25 protein-coding genes are annotated in these 23,355 nt (G+C 74.1%); 11 read left to right on the top strand and 14 right to left on the bottom strand.

Translation table 11 applies throughout. The features are described from left to right. Window positions 1–19: 19 nt before the first annotated feature. The gene (gene lpdA / locus ACPYOM_RS04715) at window positions 20–1,399 is read right to left on the bottom strand and encodes a dihydrolipoyl dehydrogenase (protein WP_481341947.1); all 1,380 of its coding nucleotides are present in this window, start codon (window positions 1,397–1,399) and stop codon (window positions 20–22) included. A 216-nt stretch (window positions 1,400–1,615) separates the two neighbouring features. On the opposite strand from lpdA, the gene ACPYOM_RS04710 reads away from it, so the two are divergent. Together ACPYOM_RS04710 and ACPYOM_RS04705 are read left to right on the top strand one after the other, a co-directional pair. Further along, window positions 1,616–1,963 (top strand): hypothetical protein, encoded by a 348-nt coding sequence (locus ACPYOM_RS04710; RefSeq protein WP_481345077.1) that lies wholly within the window; start codon window positions 1,616–1,618, stop codon window positions 1,961–1,963. A 104-nt stretch (window positions 1,964–2,067) separates the two neighbouring features. Beyond that, complete coding sequence (locus ACPYOM_RS04705; RefSeq protein WP_481341950.1) at window positions 2,068–2,256, top strand: DUF5302 domain-containing protein; 189 nt, start codon at window positions 2,068–2,070, stop codon at window positions 2,254–2,256. Between the two features lie 67 nt (window positions 2,257–2,323). Here ACPYOM_RS04705 and ACPYOM_RS04700 read toward each other — a convergent pair whose 3' ends face one another. Next, complete coding sequence (locus ACPYOM_RS04700) at window positions 2,324–3,799, bottom strand: leucyl aminopeptidase (protein ID WP_481345076.1); 1,476 nt, start codon at window positions 3,797–3,799, stop codon at window positions 2,324–2,326. A 290-nt stretch (window positions 3,800–4,089) separates the two neighbouring features. Between ACPYOM_RS04700 and gcvT the strand changes: the two genes are divergently transcribed. Continuing rightward, window positions 4,090–5,208 (top strand): glycine cleavage system aminomethyltransferase GcvT, encoded by a 1,119-nt coding sequence (gene gcvT / locus ACPYOM_RS04695; protein ID WP_481345075.1) that lies wholly within the window; start codon window positions 4,090–4,092, stop codon window positions 5,206–5,208. A gap of 11 nt (window positions 5,209–5,219) precedes the next feature. On the opposite strand, the gene ACPYOM_RS04690 is transcribed toward gcvT, so the two are convergent. From ACPYOM_RS04690 to ACPYOM_RS04665, 6 genes are read right to left on the bottom strand one after another with little or no spacing between them, the layout of a single operon-like run. Beyond that, complete coding sequence (locus ACPYOM_RS04690; protein ID WP_481345074.1) at window positions 5,220–5,789, bottom strand: adenosylcobinamide-GDP ribazoletransferase; 570 nt, start codon at window positions 5,787–5,789, stop codon at window positions 5,220–5,222. After that, window positions 5,782–6,372, bottom strand: coding sequence for a bifunctional adenosylcobinamide kinase/adenosylcobinamide-phosphate guanylyltransferase (locus tag ACPYOM_RS04685; RefSeq protein ID WP_481345073.1), 591 nt, complete (start codon window positions 6,370–6,372; stop codon window positions 5,782–5,784). The genes ACPYOM_RS04690 and ACPYOM_RS04685 overlap by 8 nt, the downstream gene beginning before the upstream one ends. Then, window positions 6,369–7,238: an ECF transporter S component gene (locus tag ACPYOM_RS04680; RefSeq protein ID WP_481345072.1), complete on the bottom strand. Its 870-nt coding sequence runs from the start codon at window positions 7,236–7,238 to the stop codon at window positions 6,369–6,371. The genes ACPYOM_RS04685 and ACPYOM_RS04680 overlap by 4 nt, the downstream gene beginning before the upstream one ends. Continuing rightward, entirely contained in the window at window positions 7,235–8,863 is a 1,629-nt protein-coding gene (locus tag ACPYOM_RS04675; RefSeq protein ID WP_481345071.1) for an ABC transporter ATP-binding protein, read from the bottom strand. The genes ACPYOM_RS04680 and ACPYOM_RS04675 overlap by 4 nt, the downstream gene beginning before the upstream one ends. Beyond that, the gene (locus ACPYOM_RS04670) at window positions 8,860–9,936 is read right to left on the bottom strand and encodes an energy-coupling factor transporter transmembrane component T (protein ID WP_481345070.1); all 1,077 of its coding nucleotides are present in this window, start codon (window positions 9,934–9,936) and stop codon (window positions 8,860–8,862) included. Before ACPYOM_RS04670 ends, ACPYOM_RS04675 begins: the two co-directional genes overlap by 4 nt. 19 nt (window positions 9,937–9,955) lie before the next feature. After that, the gene (locus tag ACPYOM_RS04665) at window positions 9,956–10,696 is read right to left on the bottom strand and encodes an SCO2322 family protein (RefSeq protein WP_481345069.1); all 741 of its coding nucleotides are present in this window, start codon (window positions 10,694–10,696) and stop codon (window positions 9,956–9,958) included. 290 nt (window positions 10,697–10,986) lie between these two features. Between ACPYOM_RS04665 and ACPYOM_RS04660 the strand changes: the two genes are divergently transcribed. Both ACPYOM_RS04660 and ACPYOM_RS04655 read left to right on the top strand, forming a co-directional pair. After that, window positions 10,987–11,202: a hypothetical protein gene (locus ACPYOM_RS04660; RefSeq protein ID WP_481343068.1), complete on the top strand. Its 216-nt coding sequence runs from the start codon at window positions 10,987–10,989 to the stop codon at window positions 11,200–11,202. Beyond that, window positions 11,199–12,560 carry a serine hydrolase domain-containing protein gene (locus ACPYOM_RS04655; protein ID WP_481345068.1) on the top strand — a complete coding sequence of 454 codons (1,362 nt, stop codon included), beginning with the start codon at window positions 11,199–11,201 and terminating at the stop codon, window positions 12,558–12,560. Before ACPYOM_RS04660 ends, ACPYOM_RS04655 begins: the two co-directional genes overlap by 4 nt. Before the next feature lie 69 nt (window positions 12,561–12,629). Here the strand turns inward: ACPYOM_RS04655 and ACPYOM_RS04650 are convergent, their stop codons facing one another. The 3 genes from ACPYOM_RS04650 to ACPYOM_RS04640 form a co-directional block, all read right to left on the bottom strand. Then, a complete protein-coding gene (locus ACPYOM_RS04650) occupies window positions 12,630–13,217 on the bottom strand; it encodes a DUF3043 domain-containing protein (protein WP_481343066.1) in 588 nt (195 codons plus the stop codon). Between the two features lie 64 nt (window positions 13,218–13,281). After that, window positions 13,282–13,851 carry a protein-L-isoaspartate O-methyltransferase family protein gene (locus ACPYOM_RS04645; RefSeq protein WP_481343065.1) on the bottom strand — a complete coding sequence of 190 codons (570 nt, stop codon included), beginning with the start codon at window positions 13,849–13,851 and terminating at the stop codon, window positions 13,282–13,284. Window positions 13,852–13,903: 52 nt separating this feature from the next. Beyond that, on the bottom strand, window positions 13,904–14,710 hold the full coding sequence (locus ACPYOM_RS04640; RefSeq protein WP_481345067.1) for a class I SAM-dependent methyltransferase: 807 nt from the start codon (window positions 14,708–14,710) through the stop codon (window positions 13,904–13,906). An 81-nt stretch (window positions 14,711–14,791) separates the two neighbouring features. On the opposite strand from ACPYOM_RS04640, the gene ACPYOM_RS04635 reads away from it, so the two are divergent. Further along, the gene (locus ACPYOM_RS04635; RefSeq protein ID WP_481343063.1) at window positions 14,792–16,156 is read left to right on the top strand and encodes a M20/M25/M40 family metallo-hydrolase; all 1,365 of its coding nucleotides are present in this window, start codon (window positions 14,792–14,794) and stop codon (window positions 16,154–16,156) included. 4 nt (window positions 16,157–16,160) lie between these two features. Here the strand turns inward: ACPYOM_RS04635 and ACPYOM_RS04630 are convergent, their stop codons facing one another. Then, window positions 16,161–16,973: a metallophosphoesterase family protein gene (locus tag ACPYOM_RS04630; protein ID WP_481345066.1), complete on the bottom strand. Its 813-nt coding sequence runs from the start codon at window positions 16,971–16,973 to the stop codon at window positions 16,161–16,163. A 4-nt stretch (window positions 16,974–16,977) separates the two neighbouring features. Further along, window positions 16,978–18,168, bottom strand: coding sequence for a quinolinate synthase NadA (gene nadA, locus ACPYOM_RS04625; protein ID WP_481345065.1), 1,191 nt, complete (start codon window positions 18,166–18,168; stop codon window positions 16,978–16,980). Window positions 18,169–18,329: 161 nt separating this feature from the next. On the opposite strand from nadA, the gene ACPYOM_RS04620 reads away from it, so the two are divergent. The 4 genes from ACPYOM_RS04620 to erpA all read left to right on the top strand — a co-directional run bounded on the left by ACPYOM_RS04620 (window position 18,330) and on the right by erpA (window position 22,080). Next, a complete protein-coding gene (locus tag ACPYOM_RS04620; protein ID WP_481345064.1) occupies window positions 18,330–19,097 on the top strand; it encodes an SDR family NAD(P)-dependent oxidoreductase in 768 nt (255 codons plus the stop codon). Further along, window positions 19,094–20,293: an S-adenosylmethionine:tRNA ribosyltransferase-isomerase gene (locus tag ACPYOM_RS04615; RefSeq protein WP_481345063.1), complete on the top strand. Its 1,200-nt coding sequence runs from the start codon at window positions 19,094–19,096 to the stop codon at window positions 20,291–20,293. The genes ACPYOM_RS04620 and ACPYOM_RS04615 overlap by 4 nt, the downstream gene beginning before the upstream one ends. A gap of 24 nt (window positions 20,294–20,317) precedes the next feature. Next, on the top strand, window positions 20,318–21,481 hold the full coding sequence (locus ACPYOM_RS04610; protein WP_481345062.1) for a glycerate kinase family protein: 1,164 nt from the start codon (window positions 20,318–20,320) through the stop codon (window positions 21,479–21,481). Window positions 21,482–21,702: 221 nt separating this feature from the next. Next, window positions 21,703–22,080: an iron-sulfur cluster insertion protein ErpA gene (gene erpA, locus ACPYOM_RS04605; RefSeq protein WP_323098708.1), complete on the top strand. Its 378-nt coding sequence runs from the start codon at window positions 21,703–21,705 to the stop codon at window positions 22,078–22,080. Between the two features lie 67 nt (window positions 22,081–22,147). Here erpA and ACPYOM_RS04600 read toward each other — a convergent pair whose 3' ends face one another. Beyond that, window positions 22,148–22,342 carry a hypothetical protein gene (locus tag ACPYOM_RS04600; RefSeq protein ID WP_481345061.1) on the bottom strand — a complete coding sequence of 65 codons (195 nt, stop codon included), beginning with the start codon at window positions 22,340–22,342 and terminating at the stop codon, window positions 22,148–22,150. Window positions 22,343–22,439: 97 nt separating this feature from the next. Between ACPYOM_RS04600 and ACPYOM_RS04595 the strand changes: the two genes are divergently transcribed. Beyond that, window positions 22,440–23,339: a carbohydrate kinase family protein gene (locus ACPYOM_RS04595; protein WP_481345060.1), complete on the top strand. Its 900-nt coding sequence runs from the start codon at window positions 22,440–22,442 to the stop codon at window positions 23,337–23,339. The last annotated feature ends 16 nt before the right edge of the window (window positions 23,340–23,355 follow it).

The raw sequence follows: 23,355 nt of genomic DNA, 5'->3' as shown, positions 1-23,355 counted from the left end.
CCTCTTCCCAGTTACTGGCTCAAGCGTGTGCGTGCAGCGGTTTTCCCGACAGGGCCAAGTGTGCCTCGCCGAGCGACTCGTTCTGCGTGGGGTGCGCGTGGATGAGACCGGAGACGTCCTCGGGGTGGGCCTCCCAGTTGACGATGAGCTGGGCCTCGCCGACCTGCTCACCCATCCGCGCGCCGATCATGTGCACCCCGACGACCGGGCCGTCCTTCTCGCGCACGAGCTTGACGAAGCCCTGCGTGCCGAGGATCTGGGACCTGCCGTTGCCGCCGAGGTTGTACTCGTAGGTCTCGACCTCGTCGTACTTCTCGCGGGCCTGTGCCTCGGTGAGGCCGACGCTCGCGATCTCCGGGTCGCAGTAGGTGACCCGCGGGATGCCGCTCTCCTCGATGACCGCCGGGGCCAGGCCCGCGATCTCCTCGGCGACGAAGATGCCCTGTGCGAAGCCGCGGTGGGCCAGCTGCAGGCCGGGCACGATGTCGCCGACGGCGTACACGCCCGGGACGCCGGTGCGGAGGCGCTCGTCGGTGGTGACGAAGCCGCGGTCGAGGGTGATGCCGGCGGCCTCGTACCCGAGGCCCTCGGTGACCGGTCCGCGGCCGACCGCGACGAGGAGCAGGTCGGTCTCGATGGTCTCGCCGGACTCCAGCGAGACGCTGACGACGTCACCGGACTGCGTCGCACCGGCCAGACGGACGCCGGTCTTGAACGCGATCTTGCGCTTGCGGAAGGAGCGCTCCAGCTGCTTGCTGATGGCCTCGTCCTCGGCCGGGACCAGGCGCGGCAGGGCCTCCACGACGGTGACCTCGGAGCCGAAGCTCTTGAAGACGGAGGCGAACTCGACGCCGATGACACCACCACCGAGGACGACGACGCGGGCCGGCACGTGGTCGATGGTGAGGGCCTGCTCGCTCGTCATGATGCGGCCGCCGATCTCGAGGCCGGGCAGCGTGCGCGGGCTGCTGCCGGTGGCGAGCACGACGTTGCGCCCGGTGAGGCGCCGATCGCCTACAGCGACCGTGTTCGGGCCCTCGAGGACGCCGGCGCCCTCGACGTAGTCGATCTTCGCAGCCTTGACGAGGCCCTGCAGACCCTTGTGCAGACGGGAGACGACGCCGTCCTTGTACGCGTGGACTCCGCCCATGTCGACCGACTCGAAGGTCGTCTTGACGCCGAAGTGCGCACCGTCGCGCGCGGAGTCGGCGACCTCGGCGGCATGCAGGAGGGCCTTGGTCGGGATGCACCCGACATGGAGGCACGTGCCCCCGAGCTTGCCCTTCTCGACGAGGGCCACCGAGAGCCCCAGCTCCGCCGACCGGAGGGCACAGGCGTAGCCACCCGACCCCCCGCCGAGGATGACGACGTCGTAGTCGCCTGCGGCGTCAGCCGACATGTTGGTGCGCTCCTTCAGGATGGGGGGCCACCCGGGGGTGTGGGTGCAGGAGCATCTTGTCATTGATCACGAGGGACGTCACAGGCAGGTCGCGCCCGCCGGCACCCTTGCGAGGACTCGCGAAGGCACGCGGCGGCAGGCGAGGCGCGGTGACGGCACGGCCCGCCACCTGCGCGGACGCACTCCCGGCACGGGTCGAGCACGTACAGTGCGGCCATGGGTTGGTTCTCCCGGCGCGGTGCAGGCCGGACGTCCGCGCGCCTCGGCCGGTCGGACGGACCTGGCATGGACATCGACCGCAAGGCCGTCGAGGCCCACCTGCGGGGGTTCGTCGAGGGCCACCGTGGTGTCGAGGCGTACGTCGAGCCGGCCACGAGCGTCACGACGACGACGGTCGTGCTCATCGCCTGGGACGGCGAGTGGACACGCCGCGCGGTCGGCACGCCGAAGGATGCCTTCGAGCTCGCCCGGCGGCTCGGCGTCCCTGCCTACGACGTCAACCACACCGGGTACCCCGGCCGGATGCGCGAGTACAACACGCGCAAGCGTCACGGCGACGCCTGACACGTCGGTGAAAGAGGTGGACCGGCGGCGGTCCTGCTGACAGGGTGAGGTCGTCCCCACCGTGCCGTACCGGCGCGCCCCGCCACGCATCCAGGAGGTCTCGAATGTCGAATCAGGAAGGTGCCCAGGTGGGCCCGGACGAGGAGATGAAGGCGAAGTTCCGGGCCGCCCTCGACAAGAAGCACGCGCACGGCGGCAAGGACGTCTCCGACGACCACGACCGCTCCAAGGTGCACGGCGCGCACGGCCCGGCCAAGGCCCAGCAGATGTTCCGGCGCAAGTCCGGCGGCTGACCGTCCTGCCGCGACCTCGAAAGGCCAGAACGCACCGGGCGTTCTGGCCTTTCGGTGTGCCCGGCGCTCAGGCGTAGGACTCCGCGACGGCCACCAGCGTGCGGACGCCGAAACCGGTGCCGCCCTTGGGGGCGTAGCCGTTCGGGGACTTGTCGTTGAAGGCCGGCCCGGCGATGTCGATGTGGCTCCACGGGATGCCGTCGCCGACGAACTCGCCGAGGAAGAGGCCGGCCGTCAGCATGCCGCCCTCGGGACCGCCCTTGTGCGCGAGGTCGGCGTTGACCGAGTCGAGACCACCGCGCAGCTCCTTCGGCAGCGGCATCGGCCACATCGCCTCGCCTGCGCCCTGGGCGGCGTCGAGGACCCGGGTCCGGAAGGCCTCGTCGTTGCCCATGACGGCGGCGGTGTCGGCCAGGGCGATGACCTGCGCGCCGGTCAGGGTCGCGATGTCGATGATGGCGTCGGGGGCCTCCTCGGAGGCGAGGGCCAGGCAGTCGCCGAGCACCATGCGGCCCTCGGCGTCGGTGTTGAGCACCTCGACCGTCTTGCCTCCGCGCATCGTCACGACGTCGCTCGGCCGCTGCGCCGTGGCGCTCGGCATGTTCTCGGCCAGACCGAGGTAGCCGGTGACGGCGATCGGCAGGCCGAGCTCGGCGACGGCGAGCACGGCGCCGGCGACGGCGGCGGCACCGGCCATGTCGCACTTCATCGTCAGCATGCCGCTGGCGGGCTTGATGCACAGGCCGCCGGAGTCGAAGGTGATGCCCTTGCCGACGAAGGCGATCGAGGCCTTCGGGCGCGCGGGGGAGTACGAGAGCACGGCGATGCGAGGCTCGTTGGCGGAGCCTTGGCCCACGCCCACCGTGCCGCCGAAACCGCCCGAGCGCAGCGCCTTCATGTCGTAGGACCGCAGCTTGACCTTCGTGCCCTTGACGCGGCCGGTCAGGGACTCGACGAAGGTCTCGGGGTACAGGAGGTTGGGCGGGAGGTTGACGAGGTCCCGGGTGTACGCGACCGCGGTGCCCAGGGCTGCGGCGCGCTTGACGGCACGTCGGGACGCCGCGTCGCCGGGGCCGACGAGGGCGAAGGCCGTGGTGGGCGTGTCGTCGTCGGCACCGACCTTGGTGACCGCGTAGGCACCGAGCGCGATGCCCTCGGCCGTTGCCGCGACGACCTCGACCGCGCTGCCGGGAACGGCGACGACGACCTTCTTCCTCGAGGCGAGGCCGCGAGCGGCGGCCCCCATGCCGCGTCGGACGTCCTCGAGGACGGCGGCGTCCGGCACGGCGGTGAGCGCGCCCACGCCGGCGAGGACGACGAGGCGGGCCCGGACGTCGGGTACCGCGGCCAGCGTCGTCACCTCGCCGACCTTGCCGGCCAGCTCGAGGTCGGAGACGACCGCCTTGAGGTGGGCGACCGTGGTGCGTGGCAGGTCGTGCCCCGGCGCGAGGGTCGCACCGTCGTCGCCGGCGACGAGGGCGACGACGAGCGCGTCGCCGGCCGTGTCGGCGGCCGAGCGGTTCGTGATGGTCAGCTGGGCCACGGAGGACTCCTTCAGGACGTGGTGCCGGTCGGGCCACGGGAGTGGTGCGACGAGGATGGGTCGGTGGACGCGGCGCGGGGCGCGCGGCCTGCTGCCGTCCCGACGCGTGGTCCGTCGTGCGGTCCGGGCGTCCGGTGGCGACGGCGCCGATGATAACGAGGGAGCCGCAGACCACTCCGGAGCGGGACCCGCGTGGCGTACGACCCGGTGCCGGGGCACCTGCCGGTGGCCACCGACCGGAGGGCGCCGCGGCGGAAGGGGCACGCCGCGCTGGCGGTAGGTTGACCCGCATGACGACAGCGCCGTCGGGGACGACCTCCCCGCTCACCTCGCCCCTCCACGACCGACACGTCGCCCTCGGCGCGAAGATGGCCGACTTCGGTGGCTGGGACATGCCGATCGAGTACCCCGGTGGGGGTGTCGTCCGCGAGCACACGGCCGTCCGCGAGCGCGTCGGCGTCTTCGACGTGAGCCACCTCGGCAAGGCCACCGTGACGGGTCCCGGGGCCGCCGACTTCGTCAACGCCTGCCTGACCAACGACCTGCGCCGCATCCAGCCCGGCTCGGCGCAGTACACGCTCTGCTGCGACGAGTCCGGCGGCGTGGTCGACGACCTCATCGCCTATCTCCGCTCGGACGACGACGTCTTCCTCATCCCCAACGCGGCCAACACGGCCGAGGTCGTTCGCCGGCTGCGTGAGGCAGCGCCCGAGGGGATCGAGGTGACCGACCGGCACCGTGAGTACGGTGTCATCGCCGTGCAGGGCTCCCGGAGCGACGAGGTGCTCGAGGCGCTCGGCCTTCCGACCGGGCACGACTACATGTCGTTCGTCGAGGCGCAGTGGGACGGCCGCCCGGTCATCGTCTGCCGCACCGGCTACACCGGCGAGCGCGGGTACGAGCTCGTACCCCGCTGGGACGACACCCCGGCGCTGTGGGACGCCCTCGTGGCCGCGGCCGAGCCGTTCGACGGCCTGCCCTGCGGGCTCGGCGCCCGCGACACCCTGCGCACCGAGATGGGCTACCCGCTGCACGGCCAGGACCTCTCGCTCGACATCACACCCGTGCAGGCTCGCGCCGGCTGGGCGGTCGGCTGGAAGAAGGACGCGTTCTGGGGCAAGGACGCGCTCGTCGCCGAGAAGGCGGCCCCGACGCGACTGTCGCGCGGGCTGCTCGTCACCGGGCGTGGCATCCCGCGGGCGCACTGCACCGTGAGCCGAGGCGGCGAGGTCGTCGGCGAGGTCACCTCGGGCACGTTCTCGCCGACGCTCAAGCAGGGCATCGCGCTCGCGCTCCTCGCGCCGGACGTGGCCGACGGGCAGACCGTGTCGGTCGACGTCCGTGGCCGCGACGTCGAGGCAAGGGTCGTCAAGCCCCCGTTCGTCGAGGTCCAGGTGCGGGAGGCCTGAGGGCCCGCGCGTCAGCCGGAGACGCGCAGGCCCACGACCGCGACCACGAGCGCGGCGGCCAGCGACACCTCGACGGCCGCCCCGACGACGTCGCCGGTGACGCCACCGAGGCGGCGGACCGCGTGGCTGCGCACCGCCAGGGCACCGGCACCGGCCGCGAGCACGGCGGCCACGCCGGCGGACGTCGGCAGCAGCGCGGCCAGGGCGGCGGCGTCGAGCCCGAGCACGAGGACGAGCGCCGCGGCACCGGCCGGTCCGGTGTCGCCGCGGCGCATCACCTCGAGCGACCGGGCCGGCTCGTGTCCGGACGTCAGGCCGTCGGCGAGGTCGGCGAGGCCGTCGAGGTGGAAGGCCCGCGACCCGAGCGCCACGACCACGAGGGCCAGCACGGCCGCCACCGCGGGCGGCAGCGCGCCGAGGACCACCAGGACGCCGAGGACCACCCACGCGAGGGCGAAGCCGAGCGTGCTGACGGGGGCGAGCAGCATCGCCAGGCCGAGCTCCCGGGGACCGACGGCATCCGGCGGCGCGACGCGCAGGGCGGTGAAGGTGCCGACGCAGAGGCGCCAGGCGTCACGCATCGAGAGTCCGTGGACGGGGGGACGACGGCACGACGAGGCCCTGCGAGAGGTCGAGGACGCGTCCGGCCACGACGAGGTGCACGCGCGCCGCCACGGCAGACACGGCGGCGTTGAGCCGGCCCAGCTCGTCCTGGAAGAGGCGACCGGAGGCCGTCGTCGGCACGAGCGACCACCCCACCTCGTTCGTCACGACGACGACGGGGACGGTTGCGGCGCAGAGGGACTCGACGAACGTTGCGCCCTGCAGACGGACGGCGGACGCTGCGACGGCGAGGTCGTCCCAGCCCACCGCGTCGACGACGCTCGTGAGCCACGTGCCGAGGCAGTCGACGAGCACCGGTCCGCGGGCGGCACGCAGGACGCCCGCGACGTCGGAGGTCTCCACCGTGCGCCACGAGGCCGGCCGCTGGGCGCGATGCGCCTCGACGCGGGTGCGCCACTCGTCGTCGTCGGCCGCCGGAGCAGGCCCGGTCGCGACGTACGTGACGTCCCTGTCGGCGGACAGCAGGTCCTCGGCGTGGCGGCTCTTGCCGCTGCGCACGGGCCCGGTGACGAGGGTCGTGCTCGCCGCGCGGGCGGTCACGTCGGGTCCTCGGGCTCGGCCCGCGGCGCGAACCGCACCGGGGCGTCGAAGGCCGCTCGTCGTGCGGCGCGCCGGAAGACCCGCAGCAGCGCCGGCCCCGCCAGCACGACGAGGACGGCGTTGAGCAGGCCGCGCGGCAGGTCCCAGGCGAGCGAGGTGGAGACGTAGAAGACGGCGTAGTGGGTGAGGTTGTCCGGCAGCGGGGCGCCGGGCACGAAACCCATGCCCGTGGGCGCGCCGGGCCCGAGGAACGGCCAGAACCACAGGTTCATGACGGCGCCGTACCCGAGGCCCGTGACGAGGGCGTACGCGGCGAGGACCCACCGCTCGGCGCGGCGCCCGTCCCCGACGGGCAGCAGGCCGGCACCGAGCCCGACGGCGCCCGAGCACACCATCTGGAACGGCAGCCAGGGACCCACCCCGCCCGTGAGCAGGGCTCCCGTCGTCACGGCGAGGGACCCGGAGACGAAGCCCACGCCGGGGCCGAGCACGCGGCCGGCGACGACGACGACGAAGAACATCGGCTCGAGCCCCGCCGTCCCGGCGCTGAGCAGGCGCAGTGCCCCGCCGGCGGCGGCCGCGACGCCGAGCACCGCGACGGTCTTGGCGTCGAGCCGCCCGGCGGTCACCTCGGCGAGGCACACGACGGCGAGCAGACCCAGGAGCAGGGCGAAGAACCACGGCGCGTCGTTGCCGTGGTCGGCCGCCACCTGACCGGGTGCGAAGAACGGCCACGTGAAGGCGGCGAACCCGACGAGCCCCACGGCGACGACCGCGAGGACGGCCGGCCAGCGCAGCGGGATGACCCGGCGTGAGGCGGGCGGCGGCGTCCGGACGGCGCGGGGTGCGGGTGCCGGCGCGCTCATGCCGTCCGCCCGAGGGCGCGGGCCACCTCGGCCACCGTGAGCCACGTCTGCGGGTGCAGCACCTTGGTCACCTGCGGGGCGAAGGCGGGGGAGGAGGCGAGGACCTCGCGCGTGGGGCCGTCGGTCACGACCTCCCCGTCGGCCAGGATGACGACGCGGTCGGCGACCTCGGCCGCGAGCTCGACGTCGTGGGTCGCCACGATGACCGTCGTGCCGGCCGCGGCCAGCTCGGCGAGGAGGCCGCACAGACGCTGCTTGGCGCCGTAGTCGAGCCCGCGCGTCGGCTCGTCGAGGAGGAGGACCTCCGGGGTGCCGGCGAGGATGACGGCCAGGGCCAGCTCGAGCCGCTGCCCCTCGGACAGGTCACGCGGGTGGGTCGTGGGGTCGATGCCCTCGCCGATGCGGGAGAGCACGGCTGCCGCGGTACCGGCGGGCACACCGAAGTCGGCGTCGGCCGCGGAGCACTCCGCGGCGACCGAGTCGGCGTAGAGCAGCAGCTCGGGCTGCTGCGGCACGAGCCCGACGACGCCGACCCGTTCGCGAGCGGCCAGGGTGTGCGGGTCCGCCGTGGCGGAGCCGGCACGGACTCGCCCGCCCGCGAGCCGGTGCTGTGCTGCCACCGCGCCGAGCAGCGTCGACTTGCCGGCGCCGTTGCGCCCCATGAGGGCCGTGACCGAGCCACGCGCCACCTTGAGGTCGACACCGTCGAGGACGACGCGTCCCGCCCGACGCACGGTCACCCGGTCGAGCGACAGCGCAGTGCCTGCGGGCCAGGGGCCGCCGGGTCGGCCGGGCCGGGACGGCGGCGTGCGCGGGCCGAGGGTCTCCCGCAGCGAGGCGGCACGGCGTCTGGCGTCGCGGATCGACAGGGGCGTGGGGCTCCAGCCGGCGAGCCGGGACAGCCCCACGACGGGCGGGAAGACGCGCGACAGGCTCATCGCCTCGGCCGGTTCGAGCAGCTCGGACACGTGGCCGTCCTCGACGAGCACGACCCGGTCGGCGTGGTGCACGACGCGTTCGAGGCGGTGCTCGGCGAGCACGACGGTGACGCCGAGGTCGTGCACGATGCGGTGCAGCGAGGCCAGGACCTCTTCTGCGGCAACGGGATCCAGCGCCGAGGTGGGTTCGTCCAGCACGAGCACCCGCGGACCGGCGGCGAAGAGGGCCGCGATGGCCACCCGCTGCTGCTGCCCGCCGGAGAGGGTGCCCAGGGCGCGCGCCCGCAGCGGGGTGAGCCCGAACAGGTCGAGCGTCTCCTCGACGCGGCGGCGGATCGCCGTCGGGTCCAGGCCCATCGTCTCCATGCCGTAGGCCACCTCGTCCTCGACGACGTCGGTGACGAAGGTCGACGACGGGTTCTGCTCGACGAGCCCCACGACGGTGGCGAGGTCGCGCGGCCGGTGTGCCGCGGTGTCGAGGCCGTCGACGACGACCCGGCCGGACAGGGTGCCGCCGCTGAAGTGCGGGACGAGGCCGTTGACGGTGCGCAGCAGCGTCGACTTGCCGCTGCCGGTGGGCCCGACGACGAGGACGAGCTCCCCCTCGGGCACCTCGAGCGTGACGTCCACGAGGCTCGGGGCGTCGGCGCCCGCGTAGGTGACGCTGACCCGGTCGAAGGCGATCACGGTGCAGCCTCCCGCGGCCGTGGCGTGAGCCAGGCGGGCAGGGCCGCCACGAGCACCGCGACCACGGTGAGCAGCGGCACCGCGGGCAGCTCGACGCGCTGGGGCGGCGTGACGCCGTCCCAGCCGCGCACGCCGGCCACGACGAGGACGACCGCAGGAGCGCTGCCGAGGACGACGGTCAGGGACTCCGGCCACTCCCACCGGTCACGTCGGTGGCCGGACCGGCCGTCACGCGAGGCGCCCACGACGAGGCTGCTCGCCGCGAGGACGGCCCCGGCGACGAGCAGGGGCAGGCCGAGGGTGCCGCCGGCCGACGCGTCGAGCAGGCCGTAGAGGCCGCCGAGGACGCCGAGGAGACCGAGCAGCGCGAGGCCGCTCGCGAGGCGGCGCGTGCCGGCGCTGCTGCGCACGGCGCGGCCGTAGCCACGGGACTCCATCGACGCGGCCAGCGCGAGCGAGCGCTCGAAGGCCGTCTCGAGGACGGGAACGGCGAGGCGGGCCGTCTCGCGGATGCCGTGCCCCTCGCGCCCTCGCAGGGTGCGCGCGGAGCGCACCGTGCGCGCGTCGGCGAGCAGCTGCGGCGCGAAGGTCAGCCCGACGACGACGGCCGTGCCGACGTCGTAGAGCGTCGCCGGCAGGTAGCGCAGGAGCCGCCGCGGTGACGCGAGGGCGTTGGCGGCGCCGAGGCAGGCGAGCACGGCCGCGAGGCGCAGCGCGTCGTAGAGGCTGAACAGGAGGGGCTCGAGCGCGACCGGCCCGCCGAGACGGATCCCGGAGAGCCAGTCCGGGAGCGGAACGCGTGGAAGCGTCACGAGGACGGTCTCGCCGTGGACGCCGTTGCCGAGGAGCGCGGTCACGAGGACCCGGAGGAGGACGACGGCCAGACCGATCGCGAGGAACCCGGCGAGCGGGTTGGGCGTGGCCGGGTCACGCCGCTCGGTGACGACGAGGACGCAGACGGCGACGACGAGCAGCAGCACGGCGGGGTTCGTCGTGCGGGACGCCGCCGTGGCGAGGCCCAGGCCCCACAGCCACCAGGCCGCGGGGTGCAGGAGCCGCGCGCGCAGCCGCATCGCCGTCGGGTCACCCCGCTCAGCCGTCGACGCCGGTGCGGCGCCGCGAGCGGACGAGCAGGTAGCCGATGAGGGCGAGCACGACGAGGGCGACGACGACCCAGGCCACGGTCGTGCCGGTGCTCGACGACGCGGGCCGGGCCGTGGCGTCGACCGGGGCGCTGGCCGCGGCGGTGGCGGTGACAGTCGTCGACGCGGCCGGTGGGGCGACGGTCACCGGGGTGTCGGCGGCCTTGGCGGCGGCGCTGACCTGCTTGACCTCACCGCCGCAGCCGGTGGCGGGGTAGCCGGCGACCGCGCAGACGAGGCCCTTCTCGGTGCGCAGCTCGCCCGCCTTGGCGAGCACGTCGGTGCTCGTGGCGGCAGTGGGGACGACGGCGCAGACGGCCTTCGGGGCAGGCGGGGTGGCGCCGTCCTCGGCGTCGGCCGCTCGGCCGAAGTCCACGACGAGCCCGACGCGCTTGGACCCGGACACCGCGGGTGTGGAGCCGCAGATCGCGTCGAAGCCGAGCACGGCCCGCGGGAAGCGCGTCGCGCTCTCGTCGCCGACGGCGAAGCGCCAGCCGTCGACGCTGCCGTCGGCAGGGGTGGTCTGGTCCGGGCCCTTCTGGGCGAACGACCACGCGCCGTCGGTCAGCTGGTAGAAGCCCCAGAAGCGGTATGCGGCGGCCTGCGCGGGGCCGGTGGTGAGGACGGCGACGGCGGCGGCGACGAGTGCGGCGAGCAGCACCCGCAGGGGGGTGCGACGAACGGTGGACACGGTTTCCTCCTCGCGGTCGGACACCGTCCCGAGCCCCCCGCGGAGCCGTCGTCGGTGACTCCGGTCCGCATTCCACGACAGACTGACACAGAGCCGGACGGGCGCGGGTTTTCCGGCTGTCGCCGCGGCGCCTGGTCGGGCGGGGCTGCGGATCACGGTTGCGGGTCAGCGCCGGAGTCGCACCGGCTTGCCCCGTCGTCCATCGGATACGCGAACCGTGGCACGCGCGGTGGCCGCCCGTCAAACGAGCCGGCGCACCGGGCGACCGGGGTGCGTCTAGGGTGACGGACATGAGCGGAGACTGGTCCTGGCTGTACCTCGACGCGCACGGCGAGCCGATGTCGGGGGAGGGCCTGGCCACGACCGGCTTCCCGACCCAGAGCGACGCCGAGAACTACCTCGGCGAGACCTGGCGCGACCTGCTCGCCCACGGCGTCGAGTCGGTGACGCTGCGCGAGGCCGACTCGGTCGTCTACGGCCCGATGAGCCTCCGGGCCGCGGAGTGAGCCTGGCCGCCGAGGTCCCCGACACCCTGTCGGCGGGCCTGGCCCGCGACCTGCTCGGACGCGTCGTCACCGCGCAGCGCGCCTGGCGCTCGCCCGGGGTGAGCGCGGGCGTCGTGCGCGACGGTGCCCTGGTGTGGTCCGGCCACGTGGGGTCCGCCGAGCTCGGCCCCGCCTCCCGCCCGGCCGACGACGACACCCAGTACCTCATCGGGTCCGTGACCAAGACGTTCACCGCGCTCGTCGTCATGGCGCTGCGCGACGACGGTCTGCTCAGCCTCGACGACGAGCTCGGCGGGTACCTGCCGGGCACCCGTCACGCCCGGGTGCCCTTGCGCCAGATGCTCGCCCACGCGTCCGGCCTGCAGCGCGAACCGGTCGGGAACATCTGGGAGTCGCTCGCCGCGCCCGAGCGCGCGGCATTCCTCGCCGGTGTCGAGGACACCGAGCAGGTGCTACCGGCGCACCACGCCTTCCACTACTCCAACCTCGCCTACGGCCTGCTCGGCCACGTCGTCGAGACGGTGACCGGTCGCGGCTGGGAGGACGTCGTCCGTGAGCGGGTTCTCGAGCCGCTCGGGATGTCCCGGACGGGCCTGACGCCGGCGTCCGACCGGGCGCACGGCTACCAGGTCGACCCCTACCGCGGCACCACCACCGAGGAGCCGCTCTTCACGCTCAACGCGACGGCCCCGCTCGGCGGGCTGTGGTCGACCGTGTCCGACCTGGCGCGCTACGCCGCCTACGTCGCCGCCCCGGACGGCCGCGTCGTGGCTCCCGAGACGGTCGAGGAGATGTGCCGGCCGCTCATCATGACCGACGTCGACGGCTGGTCCGGCGCGTACGGGCTCGGGTTCGGCATGGGCCGGCGCGGTGACCGCGTCTACGTCGGGCACGGCGGCGCGATGCCCGGCTTCCTCACCGGACTGCGCATCCGGCGCCGCGACGGCGTCGGCGCGGTCGTGTTCGCCAACTGCACGTCGAACGCCCTCACCCTCGCGCTCGCGACCGACCTCGTGGACGCCGTCCTGGACGCCGAGCCGACGCTCGCGCCGGCGTGGGTCCCCGAGGAGCCGCGACCCGAGCTCGAGGAGCTTCTCGGCCTGTGGTGGTCCGAGGGCGCGCCGATCACGTTCTTCGTCCGGGAGGGCCGGCTGTGGTCGCGCCTGTCCGAGGACGAGCCGCTGTCCGAGACACGGTTCGAGGCCGACGGGGTGGACCGGTTCCGCGCGGCTGCGGGTCGCGAACGCGGCGAGGTGCTCGACGTGGTCCGTGGCGCCGACGGTTCGGTCGAGAAGCTGTACTTCGCGACGTACGCCGTCACCCGCGAGCCGCTCGCGTTCGCCGAGCTGCAGGACTGAGGCCCGCACGCAGCAGACCCCCGGACGCCGTGTGGTGTCCGGGGGCCCGGCAGGTGACGGGTGGGCGGCTCAGCGCGGCTGCTCGCCGCGCGCGACCTGCGCCTTGGGCATCCGCGTGCGACGCATCTGGAAGGCGCGCATGATCGCGTACCAGGCATCGCCCTTCTCGGCCCCGCCGAACTTGGCCTCGACCTTCTTGCGGGTGCGGCGCCACATGAGGACGGCGTCGACGACGGCCACGAGGATGAGGCCGTAGACGAGGACGAACACGGCCATCAGCGCCCACCCCGCCCGCACGAAGCTGAGCAGCAGGACGAGCAGCATGACCGGCAGCATGAACTCGCCGATGTTCCAGCGGGCGTCGACCGAGTCCCGGATGAACCGACGGCGCGGGCCCTTGTCGCGGGCCGGCAGGTACTTCTCGTTGCCCGCCAGCATGCCCGCGCGCTGCGTGGCCATCGCCTCGCGGCGGGCGGTGCGGTCCTGCTTGGAGGCGGCCTTGCGGTCGGTGACGATGAGTGGACGCTTGTTCAGGGCCTCCTGGTCACGGCGCTTGGGCGTCGGCCGGTTCTTGGCGCCGGGTCGCGCCTCGGAGTCCTGCAGCGCGGTGGAGGAGGAGGCGAGCTCCTCGTTGAGGGTCTTCTTGCGTCCGAACACGGGCCCACTCTAGGCGAGGTCGGGCGCGGGACAGGAATCGCGCGCTCCGCGGCCGGCGCGGCCGTCACAGGCGTCGCTTGCGTAGGGGCACGAAGCGGTACAGCCCGTGCTCGCTCGTCGTCAGGGCGCCGTCGGCCAGCTCGACGAGGACCATCGTCCCGGCGACGGGGACGACCATGCGTCCCGGGTCGGCGAGCTGGTCGACGAGGGCCTGCGGCAGCGAGGTGGCCTCCGCGGAGACGAGGATGCGGTCGTAGGGCCCACGCTCCGGTGCGCCGAGGACGTCGGGCTCGGCGAGGTCGATCGAGGCCCACGGGGCATCGCACCGGGCGAGGTTGTCCGCGCCCCAGGCCGCGAGGTCCGGCTCGAGCTCGACGCCGACGACGACGCCGGCAGGCCCGACGAGGTGGGCGAGCAGGGCCGTCGTCCAGCCCGAGCCGGCGCCGACGTCGAGGACGCGCTGGCCCGGACGCACGTCGAGCAGGCGCAGCATGTCGGCGACCGTCCGCGGCTGCGAGTTCGTCTGCCCGTGGCCGATGAGGATGGGGCCGTCGTGGCCGGCCCGCCAGCGCGCCGCGCGCGGCAGGAACCCGGCCCGCGGCACGGCCTCGAGGGCCCGGTCCACCGGATCCATCCCTCGAGTCTTCCACGGCACGGCGCAGGCGTCCGAGCGCGGATGGCCCGGGTCAGGCGGGTCCCGCGACGACGTGCAGGAGGGTGCCGAGGGACCGGTAGGGGTCGGTCCGTCCGAGCCTCTCCTCGACGTCGAGCAGGGTCGCGAGCGTCTCGGCGTCCGGTGTCGGCTCGTCGACCGGCACCGTGTCGGAGGCGACCCGGACGCCGTACCAGGCGCGCACGGTGAGCCCGTTGGCCTCGCAGTCGGCGGTCAGGGACTCCAGGGTGTCGGCGCGGGCGTCGACACCGATCTCGTTGCGGTAGCGGGCGTCACGGCCCTGCGCTCGCGCGGCCTCGAGCTCGTCGAGCATCGCTGCCGCGCCGTCCCAGTCGCTACGGGCAGCCGGCCGCCAGGCCATCGCCGCGCCGTTGCGCGCGACGAGCGAGACGACCCCGCCGGGAGCCGTCCGGCGCGCGAGGGCGGCCACCGCCGAGCGGCTCTCGGGCAGGTACATGAGCACCCCGTGGCACAGGACGACGTCGTAGGCGGTGGGACGCGTCACGCTGGCGAGCGACGCCAGGTCGCCGGCGAGGAGCGTGACCCGGTCCCGCTGCGAGGGCTCCAGCGAGGCGGCGGCCTGCTCGAAGGCCGCGCGCATGCGGGCGTCGGGTTCGACGGCCGTCACGGTGTGCCCGAGGCGAGCGAGGCGCAGGGACTGCGTGCCCTGCCCGGCGCCCACGTCGAGCACCCTGAGCGGGCCGCGGGGAAGATGGGCCCCGAGCTGGCGCGCGACGAGCTCCTGGCGCACGACGTTGCGCAGGTTGCCGAGCCGGCGCAGCCACGGGTCCTGGCCCGGCGTGAAGGCGTTGGTTGCCACGGCGACGAAACTAGCCGAACCTCACGGACGCCCACGGGGCTGCCGGGGGAGTGGGGTGCGACCCGTCGGTAGGGTCGGGCTGTGACCGACGACGTGCTCTCCCAGGACCAGATCAGCGCCATCCGCGACCGGGTCGCCGAGCTCATGCCGCAGGTGCGGGCCGACCTCGAGGACCTCGTGCGCATTCCGAGCGTCTCCGCGACGAGCTTCGACCAGGCCAACGTGGCGCGCAGCGCCGAGGCCGTGGCCGAGCTGCTGCGCCGGGAGGGCCTCGACGTCGAGGTGGTCGTCGAGGGCGGCCGCCCCGCCGTCATCGGCCACCTCGCGGGACCGGAGGGTGCCCCGACCGTGACGCTCTACGCGCACCACGACGTGCAGCCGCCCGGTGACGACGCCGACTGGCACAGCCCGCCGTTCGAGCCGACCGAGCGCGACGGTCGCCTCTACGGCCGTGGCGCCGCCGACGACAAGGCCGGCGTCATGGCCCACGTCGCCGCGTTGCGGGCCCACGCCGGCAACCTGCCGGTGGGCGTGACGGTCTTCGTCGAGGGCGAGGAGGAGTTCGGCTCGGCCTCGCTGCCGGCGATCCTCGAGAAGCACGGCCACCGCCTCGCCGCCGACGCGATCGTCATCGCCGACTCGGGCAACTGGGCCATCGGCGAGCCGGCGCTGACGACGACGCTGCGGGGTGGTGTCCGGGCGGTGGTCCGGGTCGAGACCCTCGACCACTCGGTCCACTCCGGCATGTTCGGCGGTGCCGCCCCGGACGCCGTCACGGCGATGGTCCGCCTGCTCGCGACGCTCCACGACGACGACGGCAGCGTCGCCGTCCGCGGCCTCGACGAGGGCACCGCAGCCGACATCGACTACGACGAGGCGCGCTTCCGCGAGGAGTCCGGGCTGCTCGACGGCGTCTCGCTCATCGGCACCGGCTCGATCCTGACCCGCCTGTGGAACAAGCCCTCGATCACGACGATCGGCATGGACGTCACGTCGGTCGACAAGGCGTCCAACACGCTCGCGGCCCACGCCGCCGCCAAGGTCTCGATGCGGCTGGCTCCCACGCAGGACCCGGCCGCGGCGTTCGAGCTGCTCAAGGCCCACCTGCTCGAGCACGCGCCGTGGGGTGCGCGAGTCACCGTGGACCTCGAGGAGCACGGCTGGGGTTTCGCGGCCGATGCCGAGGGGCCGGTCTACGACCAGGCGCGCGCCGCCTTCAAGGACGCGTGGGGCGTCGACGCCGTCGACATGGGGGTGGGTGGCTCGATCCCGTTCATCTCCGACTTCGCCGCCCGCTTCCCCGACGCCGCCATCCTCGTGACGGGCGTCGAGGACCCCGACACCCGGGCGCACGGCGCGAACGAGTCGCTCCACCTCGCGGAGTTCGCCCGCGTCTGCCAGGCGGAGGCGCTCCTGCTCGCCCGCCTCGGCGCCATGCCGCGCTGACGCGTCAGGAGCGTTTGCCGCGGCCCCGGTAGATGCCCTCGTGCAGCTCGAGGGCGTAGGCCGCGGCGCCGGGCATGCCGAGGTCGTGGGCGACCGCGACCTCGGCATCGATGTCGTAGGGCACGCGGACGAACTGGATCGAGAACGGCTGCGGCGCAAGGGAGTCCGTGACGCCCTCGAGGATGCAGTACGGGGCGCTCGGGTCGTCGAGGTGGTTGCCGACGGCTCCGACGTTGAAGAGCTGCAGGCCCTCGTCGGCCTCGAGGTAGGTGCCGTGGATGTCGCCGTAGCCGACGACGTCGGGTGTCGCGCCCCGCTCCCACACGTGCCCCGGGACCGGGGGGCGGAACTCACCGGTGAAGTCGGTGTTCGTGAACATGCCGCGGAACTCGTCCTGCGTGTGCGCCCGGCGGACGCGGACGAACTCGCTGGTCTGCGAGGCGTGGAAGAGGCGGACCCGCTTGCCGCTCATGACGAGGTCGTGGGCGTTGGGCAGGCCGGCGAGCCACGCGGCGTCGTCGTCGGTGATCTCGTCACGCGTCCACTGGCCGGCCTCGAACCGCGGCACGGTGCCGCGTCCGACGTGGCCTTCCCAGTCGCCGATGAGCGAGTCCCAGTTGCCCCGGACGGTCACCTCGCACGCCTCGCGCGAGAGCTTGACCGCCTCGGAGCCGCGCGGTCCCTTGCCGACGACGTCGCCGAGGTTGACGACGCGCACGATGCCGCGGGCCTCGATGTCCGCGAGGACCGCCTCGAGGGCGGTCACGTTCCCGTGGACGTCGGAGATGACGGCGATGCGGTCGGGCGCCGGCCGCACCGGCTCAGTCCTTGTGGGTCTTGCCGGGCAGGGCGAGCATCCGGTCGAGTGCGGCGCGGGCCTGCGCGGCCACGGCGGGGTCGACGCGGATGGGGTTGACCACGCGACCCTCGACGAGGGACTCGAGGGCCCAGACGAGGTGCGGCAGGTCGATGCGGTTCATCGTCGAGCAGTAGCAGACGTTCTTCTCCAGGAAGGCGATCCGCTGGTTCGGGAACTGCCGGGCCAGACGCCGGACGAGGTTGAGCTCGGTGCCGACCACCCAGGAGGTGCCGTCCGGCGCCGCGGCGATGGTCTGGATGATCTTCTCCGTGGAGCCCACCTCGTCGGCGAGCTCGACGACCTCGTAGCGGCACTCGGGGTGGACGATGACCTTGACGTCGGGGATCTCCCGGCGCGCGGCCTCGACGGCCTCGACGGAGAAGCGGCCGTGCACCGAGCAGTGCCCGCGCCACAGGATCATCCGGGCGTCCTCGAGCTGCTCGTGGGTCAGGCCGCCGTTCGGGCGGTGCGGGTCCCAGACGACGCAGTCCTCGAGCGAGAGGCCGAGCTCGCGCACGGCGGTGTTGCGGCCGAGGTGCTGGTCGGGCAGGAAGAGCACCTTCCCCCTGCCGTGCACCCCGCCGACCTCGTCGAAGGCCCAGTCGAGCGCCGTGCGGGCGTTCGAGGAGGTGCAGATGGTGCCGCCGTGCCGCCCGGTGAACGCCTTGATCGCGGCCGAGGAGTTCATGTACGTGACCGGGATCGTCCGCTCGGCGACGCCGGCCGCAGCGAGCTGCTCCCAGCAGTCCTCGACCTGGGCGATCGCGGCCATGTCGGCCATCGAGCACCCGGCGGCGAGGTCGGGCAGGATCACCGTCTGGTCCTCGCTCGTGAGGATGTCGGCCGACTCGGCCATGAAGTGCACGCCGCAGAAGACGATGTACGGCGCGTCGGGACGGGCGGCGGCGTCGCGCGCCAGCTTGAAGGAGTCACCCGTGACGTCGGCGAACTCGATGACCTCGTCGCGCTGGTAGTGGTGGCCGAGGACGAACACCGAGTCGCCGAGTGCGGCCTTCGCGGCCCGGGCCCGCTGCACGAGCCCGGGGTCGGAGGGGGCCGGCAGGTCGCCGGGGCACTCGACCCCGCGCTCGGTGTGCAGGTCGGTGCCCCGGCCGAGCACGAGGAGGGGCAGCGGGGCGGGTGCCGTCGTCATGCCCAGATCGTATGCCGCCGCGGGCGTGCCCCACGCCACCGCCCGACGTCCGGCCGCAGGCGGCGGCACGGGGGGAGACGTGCCCTTGACTTCAAGTGAGCTTGATGTCTGACGCTGGGGACGTCGACGACCCACGTCGACGACGACACCAGGAGGGACCGATGCCCACCGCACTCGTCACCGGCGCCACCCGAGGTCTCGGCCGCGCGCTCGCCGCGGCCCTCGCCCGCCGAGGCTGGACGCTCGTCCTCACCGCACGCACCACGGACGACCTGGACCGCACCGTCACCGAGGTCTCCGAGCTCACTGCGCTCGCCGGACCGGCCGGGCCCGGACGCCCGAGCACGCCGACCGTCGGTGTCGCGGGCGACGTCGCCGACGCCGTCCACCGCCGCGAGGTCGTCCAGGCCGTGCGCGCCGCGGCCGGGGGAGCCGGTCTGGACCTGCTCGTGGCCAACGCCAGCACGCTGGGGCCACTGCCGATGCGTCACCTCCGGGACGTGACGGGCGACGAGCTCGCCGCCGTCCTGGCCGTCAACGTCCTCGCCCCGCACGAGCTGGTCCGCGCCCTCCTGCCCGACCTCGAGCAGGCCGGTGGCGCGTTCGTGAGCCTGTCCTCGGACGCCGCCGTGGGCCACTACGAGACGTGGGGTCCCTACGGCGCCTCGAAGGCGGCGCTCGACCACCTGACCCTCACCCTCGGCGAGGAGGAGCCGGCCATCCGTGCGTGGGCCCTCGACCCGGGGGACATGCGCACCGCGATGCACCAGGACGCGTTCCCCGGCGAGGACATCGGCGACCGCCCGCTCCCGGAGGAGGTGGCGGTGCCCGCCGTCCTGGCCCTGCTCGAGACGCGTCCACCGAGCGGCCGGCTCGTCGCTGCGGAGATCCTCGCCGCTCGCGGCTCGCAAACGGCGGTGTCGCGGTGACGACGCTGCTGCGCCACGCCCCCTCGACGCGGTTCCGCGCGACGGGCGACCTGACGGCGTCGTCACCGCCCGAGGAGCGCGCCGGCTCGCGGGACGCCGTGCGGCTCCTCGTCGCGCAGGACACGGCCGACGGCCCACGGGTGACCCACACCCGCTTCGACCGGATCGCCGAGCACCTGCGACCCGGTGACGTCCTCGTCGTCAACACGTCGGCGACCTCCGCCCGTGAGGTCGACGCCGTCCTCGACGGCCGCGGGCCCGTGGTCCTGCACGTCGCCACAGCCCTCGACGAGCAGACCGTCGTCGTGGAGCTGCGCTCGGCGCCGGACGCGTCCGTGCCCGTTCTCGACGCCGTCGTCGGCGCCGTCGTCGACATCGACCTCGAGGCCCCTGCGGCCGACGTCCCCGCCCCCGGGGCTGGGGTGGGCTCCGGCTCGGGGGCCGCCGGCCCGGCGGTCGTGCGGGCGAGGCTGCACCTCGACGCGCCCTACCCGCACGAGGGGTCGTCACCGACGGGGGTGGGAAACCGGCTCTGGCGCGCCACGGTCATCGCCCCCGACGGCCCGACGGCGGCTCACGACGTGCCTGAGCTCCTCACCGGCCTGGACCGCGTCGGCCGGCCCATCGCCTATGGCTACCTCGACCACCGCTACCCGCTCGCTGCGTACCAGACCGTCTTCGGGAGCGTCCCGGGCAGCGCCGAGATGGCGAGCGCCGGGCGGCCCTTCACGGCGGAGCTCGTGACGCGCCTCGTCACCGCGGGCGTCCTCGTCGCACCGGTCCTGCTCCACACCGGCGTGTCGTCGCAGGAGGCCGGGGAGGCGCCGCAGCCCGAGTGGTTCTCCGTGCCGGCCGGGACCGCCGACCTCGTCAACCACGTCGTCTCGCACGGCGGTCGCGTCGTGGCCGTGGGCACGACGGCCACCCGCGCGCTCGAGTCGGCCACCGGTGCGGGCGGTACCGTCCGCGCCGCCGAGGGCTGGACCGACCTCGTCATCGGACCGGACCGGCCGGTGCGCGTCGTCGGCGGGCTCGTCACCGGCTGGCACGACCCGGAGGCCTCCCACCTGCTGCTCGTCGAGTCGGTCGCGGGTGCGGCGCTGGCCCAGGCGGCCTACGACGAGGCGGTCGCGCACCGGTACGGCTGGCACGAGTTCGGCGACGCCGGCCTGTTCCTGCCGCGACGAGACCGGTAGCACCCGGGTGGGAGGATGCGACGCGTGCATGTCATCCTCGCACCCGACTGCTACACCGGCACGCTGACCGCCCGGCAGGCCGCGGCCGCCATGGCCGACGGCTGGTCGCGCAGCGCCCCGCACGACGCCCTGACGCTCGTGCCGCTGTCGGACGGCGGCCCCGGGTTCGTCGACGTCCTCGCCGCCTCCCTGGTGGGGCAGGTGCTCGGCGTCGTCACGACCGACCCGCTCGGGCGCGAGGTGCCGGGATCGGTCCTGCTCGTCGACGGGCCGGCCGGCCCCACGGCCTACGTCGAGTCGGCCCAGGCCGCCGGCCTGCACCTGCTCGGCGCGGACGAACGCGACCCGACGCGGACGACGTCCTTCGGCGTCGGCACTCTCGTCCTCGCTGCCCTCGAGGCGGGGGCGCGACGCGTCGTCGTCGGGCTCGGCGGCTCGGGCACGAACGACGCCGGCGCGGGCCTGCTCGCCGCGCTCGGCGTCGGCCCTCGTGAGCGCCTGGCGCGGGGCGGGCTCGAGCTGTCGGCCACCGCCGCGGACGACGTCGCCGGCCTCGACGCGGCCCGCGCGCGCCTTCGTGGCATCGAGCTCGTCGTGGCGAGCGACGTCGACTCGCCACTGCTCGGGCTCAAGGGGGCCAGCGCCGTCTTCGCGCCGCAGAAGGGCGCCACCGAGGAGGACGCCCAGCGCCTGGAGAACGCCCTCGGCCACTTCGCGAGCGTCGTCGCCCGGGTCCGTCCTCCGGCGCACGACCTGCTCACGGGGACGGCGATGCGCCCGGAGCGCGAGCCCGGAGCGGGCGCGGCGGGCGGCCTCGGGTACGCCCTCCTCCTCCTCGGCGCGCGTCGGACGTCGGGGGTCGGCGCGGTCCTCGAGGCCGTCGGCTTCGGCGGTCTCGTCCGGGGTGCCGACCTCGTCGTGACCGGGGAGGGCTGCTTCGACTGGCAGTCGCTGCGCGGCAAGGTCGTCGTCGGTGTGGCCGAGGCGGCCGCGTCGGTCGGCATCCCGGCGGTCGCCGTGCCCGGGCAGGCGCTCGTCGGACGTCGTGAGGCGATGGCGGCCGGCCTGTCGGGGGTGTACCCGGTCGCCGAGCGACCCGGAGACGTCGCCGCCTCCCTCGCCGACCCGGCGGCCCGGCTCGCCGACCGGGTCGCGCGGGTCGCGCGGACGTGGTCCCCCGGGCGGTGAGACCCCGTGCGGTGAGACCCAGGACCGCGCGCCGCTGCCGGTCCGCTCCCGGCTCACGACGTGGTCCCGAGTGTCCGCATCGTGGGCCGGCCGTGGGGGAGGGCCGGGAGGTCTGCACGTGCCCACGCCGCGTCGACGTATCCTTGAAGGGCCGGGAACACTTCCGGCGCGCCACGGGTTGAGACTCCTGACCCGTGCACCACGACGCGAAGGACCAGCACATGAGTGTCGAGACGAACGCTTCTCCCGCCGAGGCCCAGACCGAGGCCCCCGCCCACGGTGTCGTCCTCACGGACGTCGCCGCGACCAAGGTCAAGAGCCTCCTCGAGCAGGAGGGTCGCGACGACCTCCGCCTCCGTGTGGGCGTCCAGCCCGGCGGTTGCTCCGGCCTGATCTACCAGCTCTACTTCGACGAGCGCACCCTCGACGGTGACCTCGTGCGCGACTTCGACGGTGTCGAGGTCGTCGTCGACCGGATGAGCAGCCCGTACCTCGAGGGCGCGACGATCGACTTCGCCGACACGATCGAGAAGCAGGGCTTCACCATCGACAACCCGAACGCGGGCAGCAGCTGCGCCTGCGGCGACTCCTTCAGCTGAGCCGACGAAGGGCCCGACCGCAACGGTCGGGCCCTTCGCGATGTCCGACGCCGGCCACGTCAGTCGGTCAGCTGCCGTAGTCGCCGAGACCCCGGGTGAACCGCGCCGCGTCGTCCGGCACCTCGATGTCGACGTGCCGGGGCTGCCAGGCCCGCGGAGCGGTGTGAGGGAGGTCGAGGTCCCGACAGTCCATCACGAGCTCGGAGACGCTGCCCGAGTCGAGCTCGTCCCTGGGGGAGGGGAACTCCAGCGTCGTGTCCATGCACCAACGCTAGTTCCGCCGCAGCCGCCCGCACACCCCGTACCGGCGGGTAGGTGTGCGCCACCCCGGTCGACGCCGTTCGCGCTAGGTTCTCCGTGTGCAGATCGCCATCACTGGTTCCATCGCCACCGACCACCTCATGACCTTCGACGGCCTGTTCGCCGACTCCCTCGTCGTCGAGCAGCTCGACAAGATCTCACTGTCCTTCCTCACCCAGGACCTGCAGGTACGGCGGGGCGGGGTCGCTGCGAACATCGCCTTCGGGATGGCCAACCTCGGCCAGAGCCCGATCCTCGTCGGAGCGGTGGGCGAGGACTTCACGGACTACCGGTCCTGGCTCGAGCGGCACGGCGTCGACTGCGCGTCGGTGCACTACTCCGAGTCCCAGCACACGGCCCGCTTCATCTGCACGACCGACCGCGACATGGCCCAGATCGCCACCTTCTACGCCGGTGCGATGTCCGAGGCGCGCGACATCGAGCTGGCCCCGGTGGCCCAGCGGGTCGGGGGCCTCGACCTCGTCGTCGTCGGCGCCAACGACCCGGAGGCGATGCTGCGCCACACCGACGAGTGCCGCAGCCGCGGCATCCCCTTCGCGGCCGACCCGAGCCAGCAGCTGGCCTTCTGCGACGGGCCGACCATCGCCCGCCTCGTCGACGGCGCGGACTACCTGTTCACGAACGAGTACGAGAGCCACCTGGCCTGCCAGAAGACCGGCTGGAGCGAGGACGAGCTCGCCGAGCGCGTCCGGGTGCAGGTCAAGACCCGCGGCAAGGACGGCGTCACCGTGCGCGTCCGTGGTGAGGAGCCCGTCGAGGTCGGCATCGCCCGCGAGGTCCGCAAGGCCGACCCCACCGGCGTCGGCGACGCCTTCCGGGCCGGCTACCTCACCGGCCTCTCCGCAGGCCTGTCGGTCCGCCACTGCGCCGAGCTCGGCTCGATGCTCGCGACGTACGTCATCGAGACCGTCGGCACCCTGTCTCTTATACACATCTGACGCTGCCGACGACGGA

Source organism: Monashia sp. HAY1-2A, assembly GCF_056755315.1.
Note: the sequence above shows the minus strand (reverse complement) of the source record. Positions and strands in the feature narration are given on the sequence as shown.

Excerpts from the sequence above, each read along its gene's own strand:
- lpdA (WP_481341947.1), bottom strand. The coding sequence starts at position 1,399 with ATGTCGGCTGACGCCGCAGGCGACTACGACGTCGTCATCCTCGGCGGG.
- ACPYOM_RS04710 (WP_481345077.1), top strand. The coding sequence starts at position 1,616 with ATGGGTTGGTTCTCCCGGCGCGGTGCAGGCCGGACGTCCGCGCGCCTC.
- ACPYOM_RS04705 (WP_481341950.1), top strand. The coding sequence starts at position 2,068 with ATGTCGAATCAGGAAGGTGCCCAGGTGGGCCCGGACGAGGAGATGAAG.
- gcvT (WP_481345075.1), top strand. The coding sequence starts at position 4,090 with ATGACGACAGCGCCGTCGGGGACGACCTCCCCGCTCACCTCGCCCCTC.
- ACPYOM_RS04690 (WP_481345074.1), bottom strand. The coding sequence starts at position 5,789 with ATGCGTGACGCCTGGCGCCTCTGCGTCGGCACCTTCACCGCCCTGCGC.
- ACPYOM_RS04680 (WP_481345072.1), bottom strand. The coding sequence starts at position 7,238 with ATGAGCGCGCCGGCACCCGCACCCCGCGCCGTCCGGACGCCGCCGCCC.
- ACPYOM_RS04670 (WP_481345070.1), bottom strand. The coding sequence starts at position 9,936 with ATGCGGCTGCGCGCGCGGCTCCTGCACCCCGCGGCCTGGTGGCTGTGG.
- ACPYOM_RS04660 (WP_481343068.1), top strand. The coding sequence starts at position 10,987 with ATGAGCGGAGACTGGTCCTGGCTGTACCTCGACGCGCACGGCGAGCCG.
- ACPYOM_RS04645 (WP_481343065.1), bottom strand. The coding sequence starts at position 13,851 with ATGGATCCGGTGGACCGGGCCCTCGAGGCCGTGCCGCGGGCCGGGTTC.
- nadA (WP_481345065.1), bottom strand. The coding sequence starts at position 18,168 with ATGACGACGGCACCCGCCCCGCTGCCCCTCCTCGTGCTCGGCCGGGGC.
- ACPYOM_RS04620 (WP_481345064.1), top strand. The coding sequence starts at position 18,330 with ATGCCCACCGCACTCGTCACCGGCGCCACCCGAGGTCTCGGCCGCGCG.
- erpA (WP_323098708.1), top strand. The coding sequence starts at position 21,703 with ATGAGTGTCGAGACGAACGCTTCTCCCGCCGAGGCCCAGACCGAGGCC.
- ACPYOM_RS04600 (WP_481345061.1), bottom strand. The coding sequence starts at position 22,342 with ATGGACACGACGCTGGAGTTCCCCTCCCCCAGGGACGAGCTCGACTCG.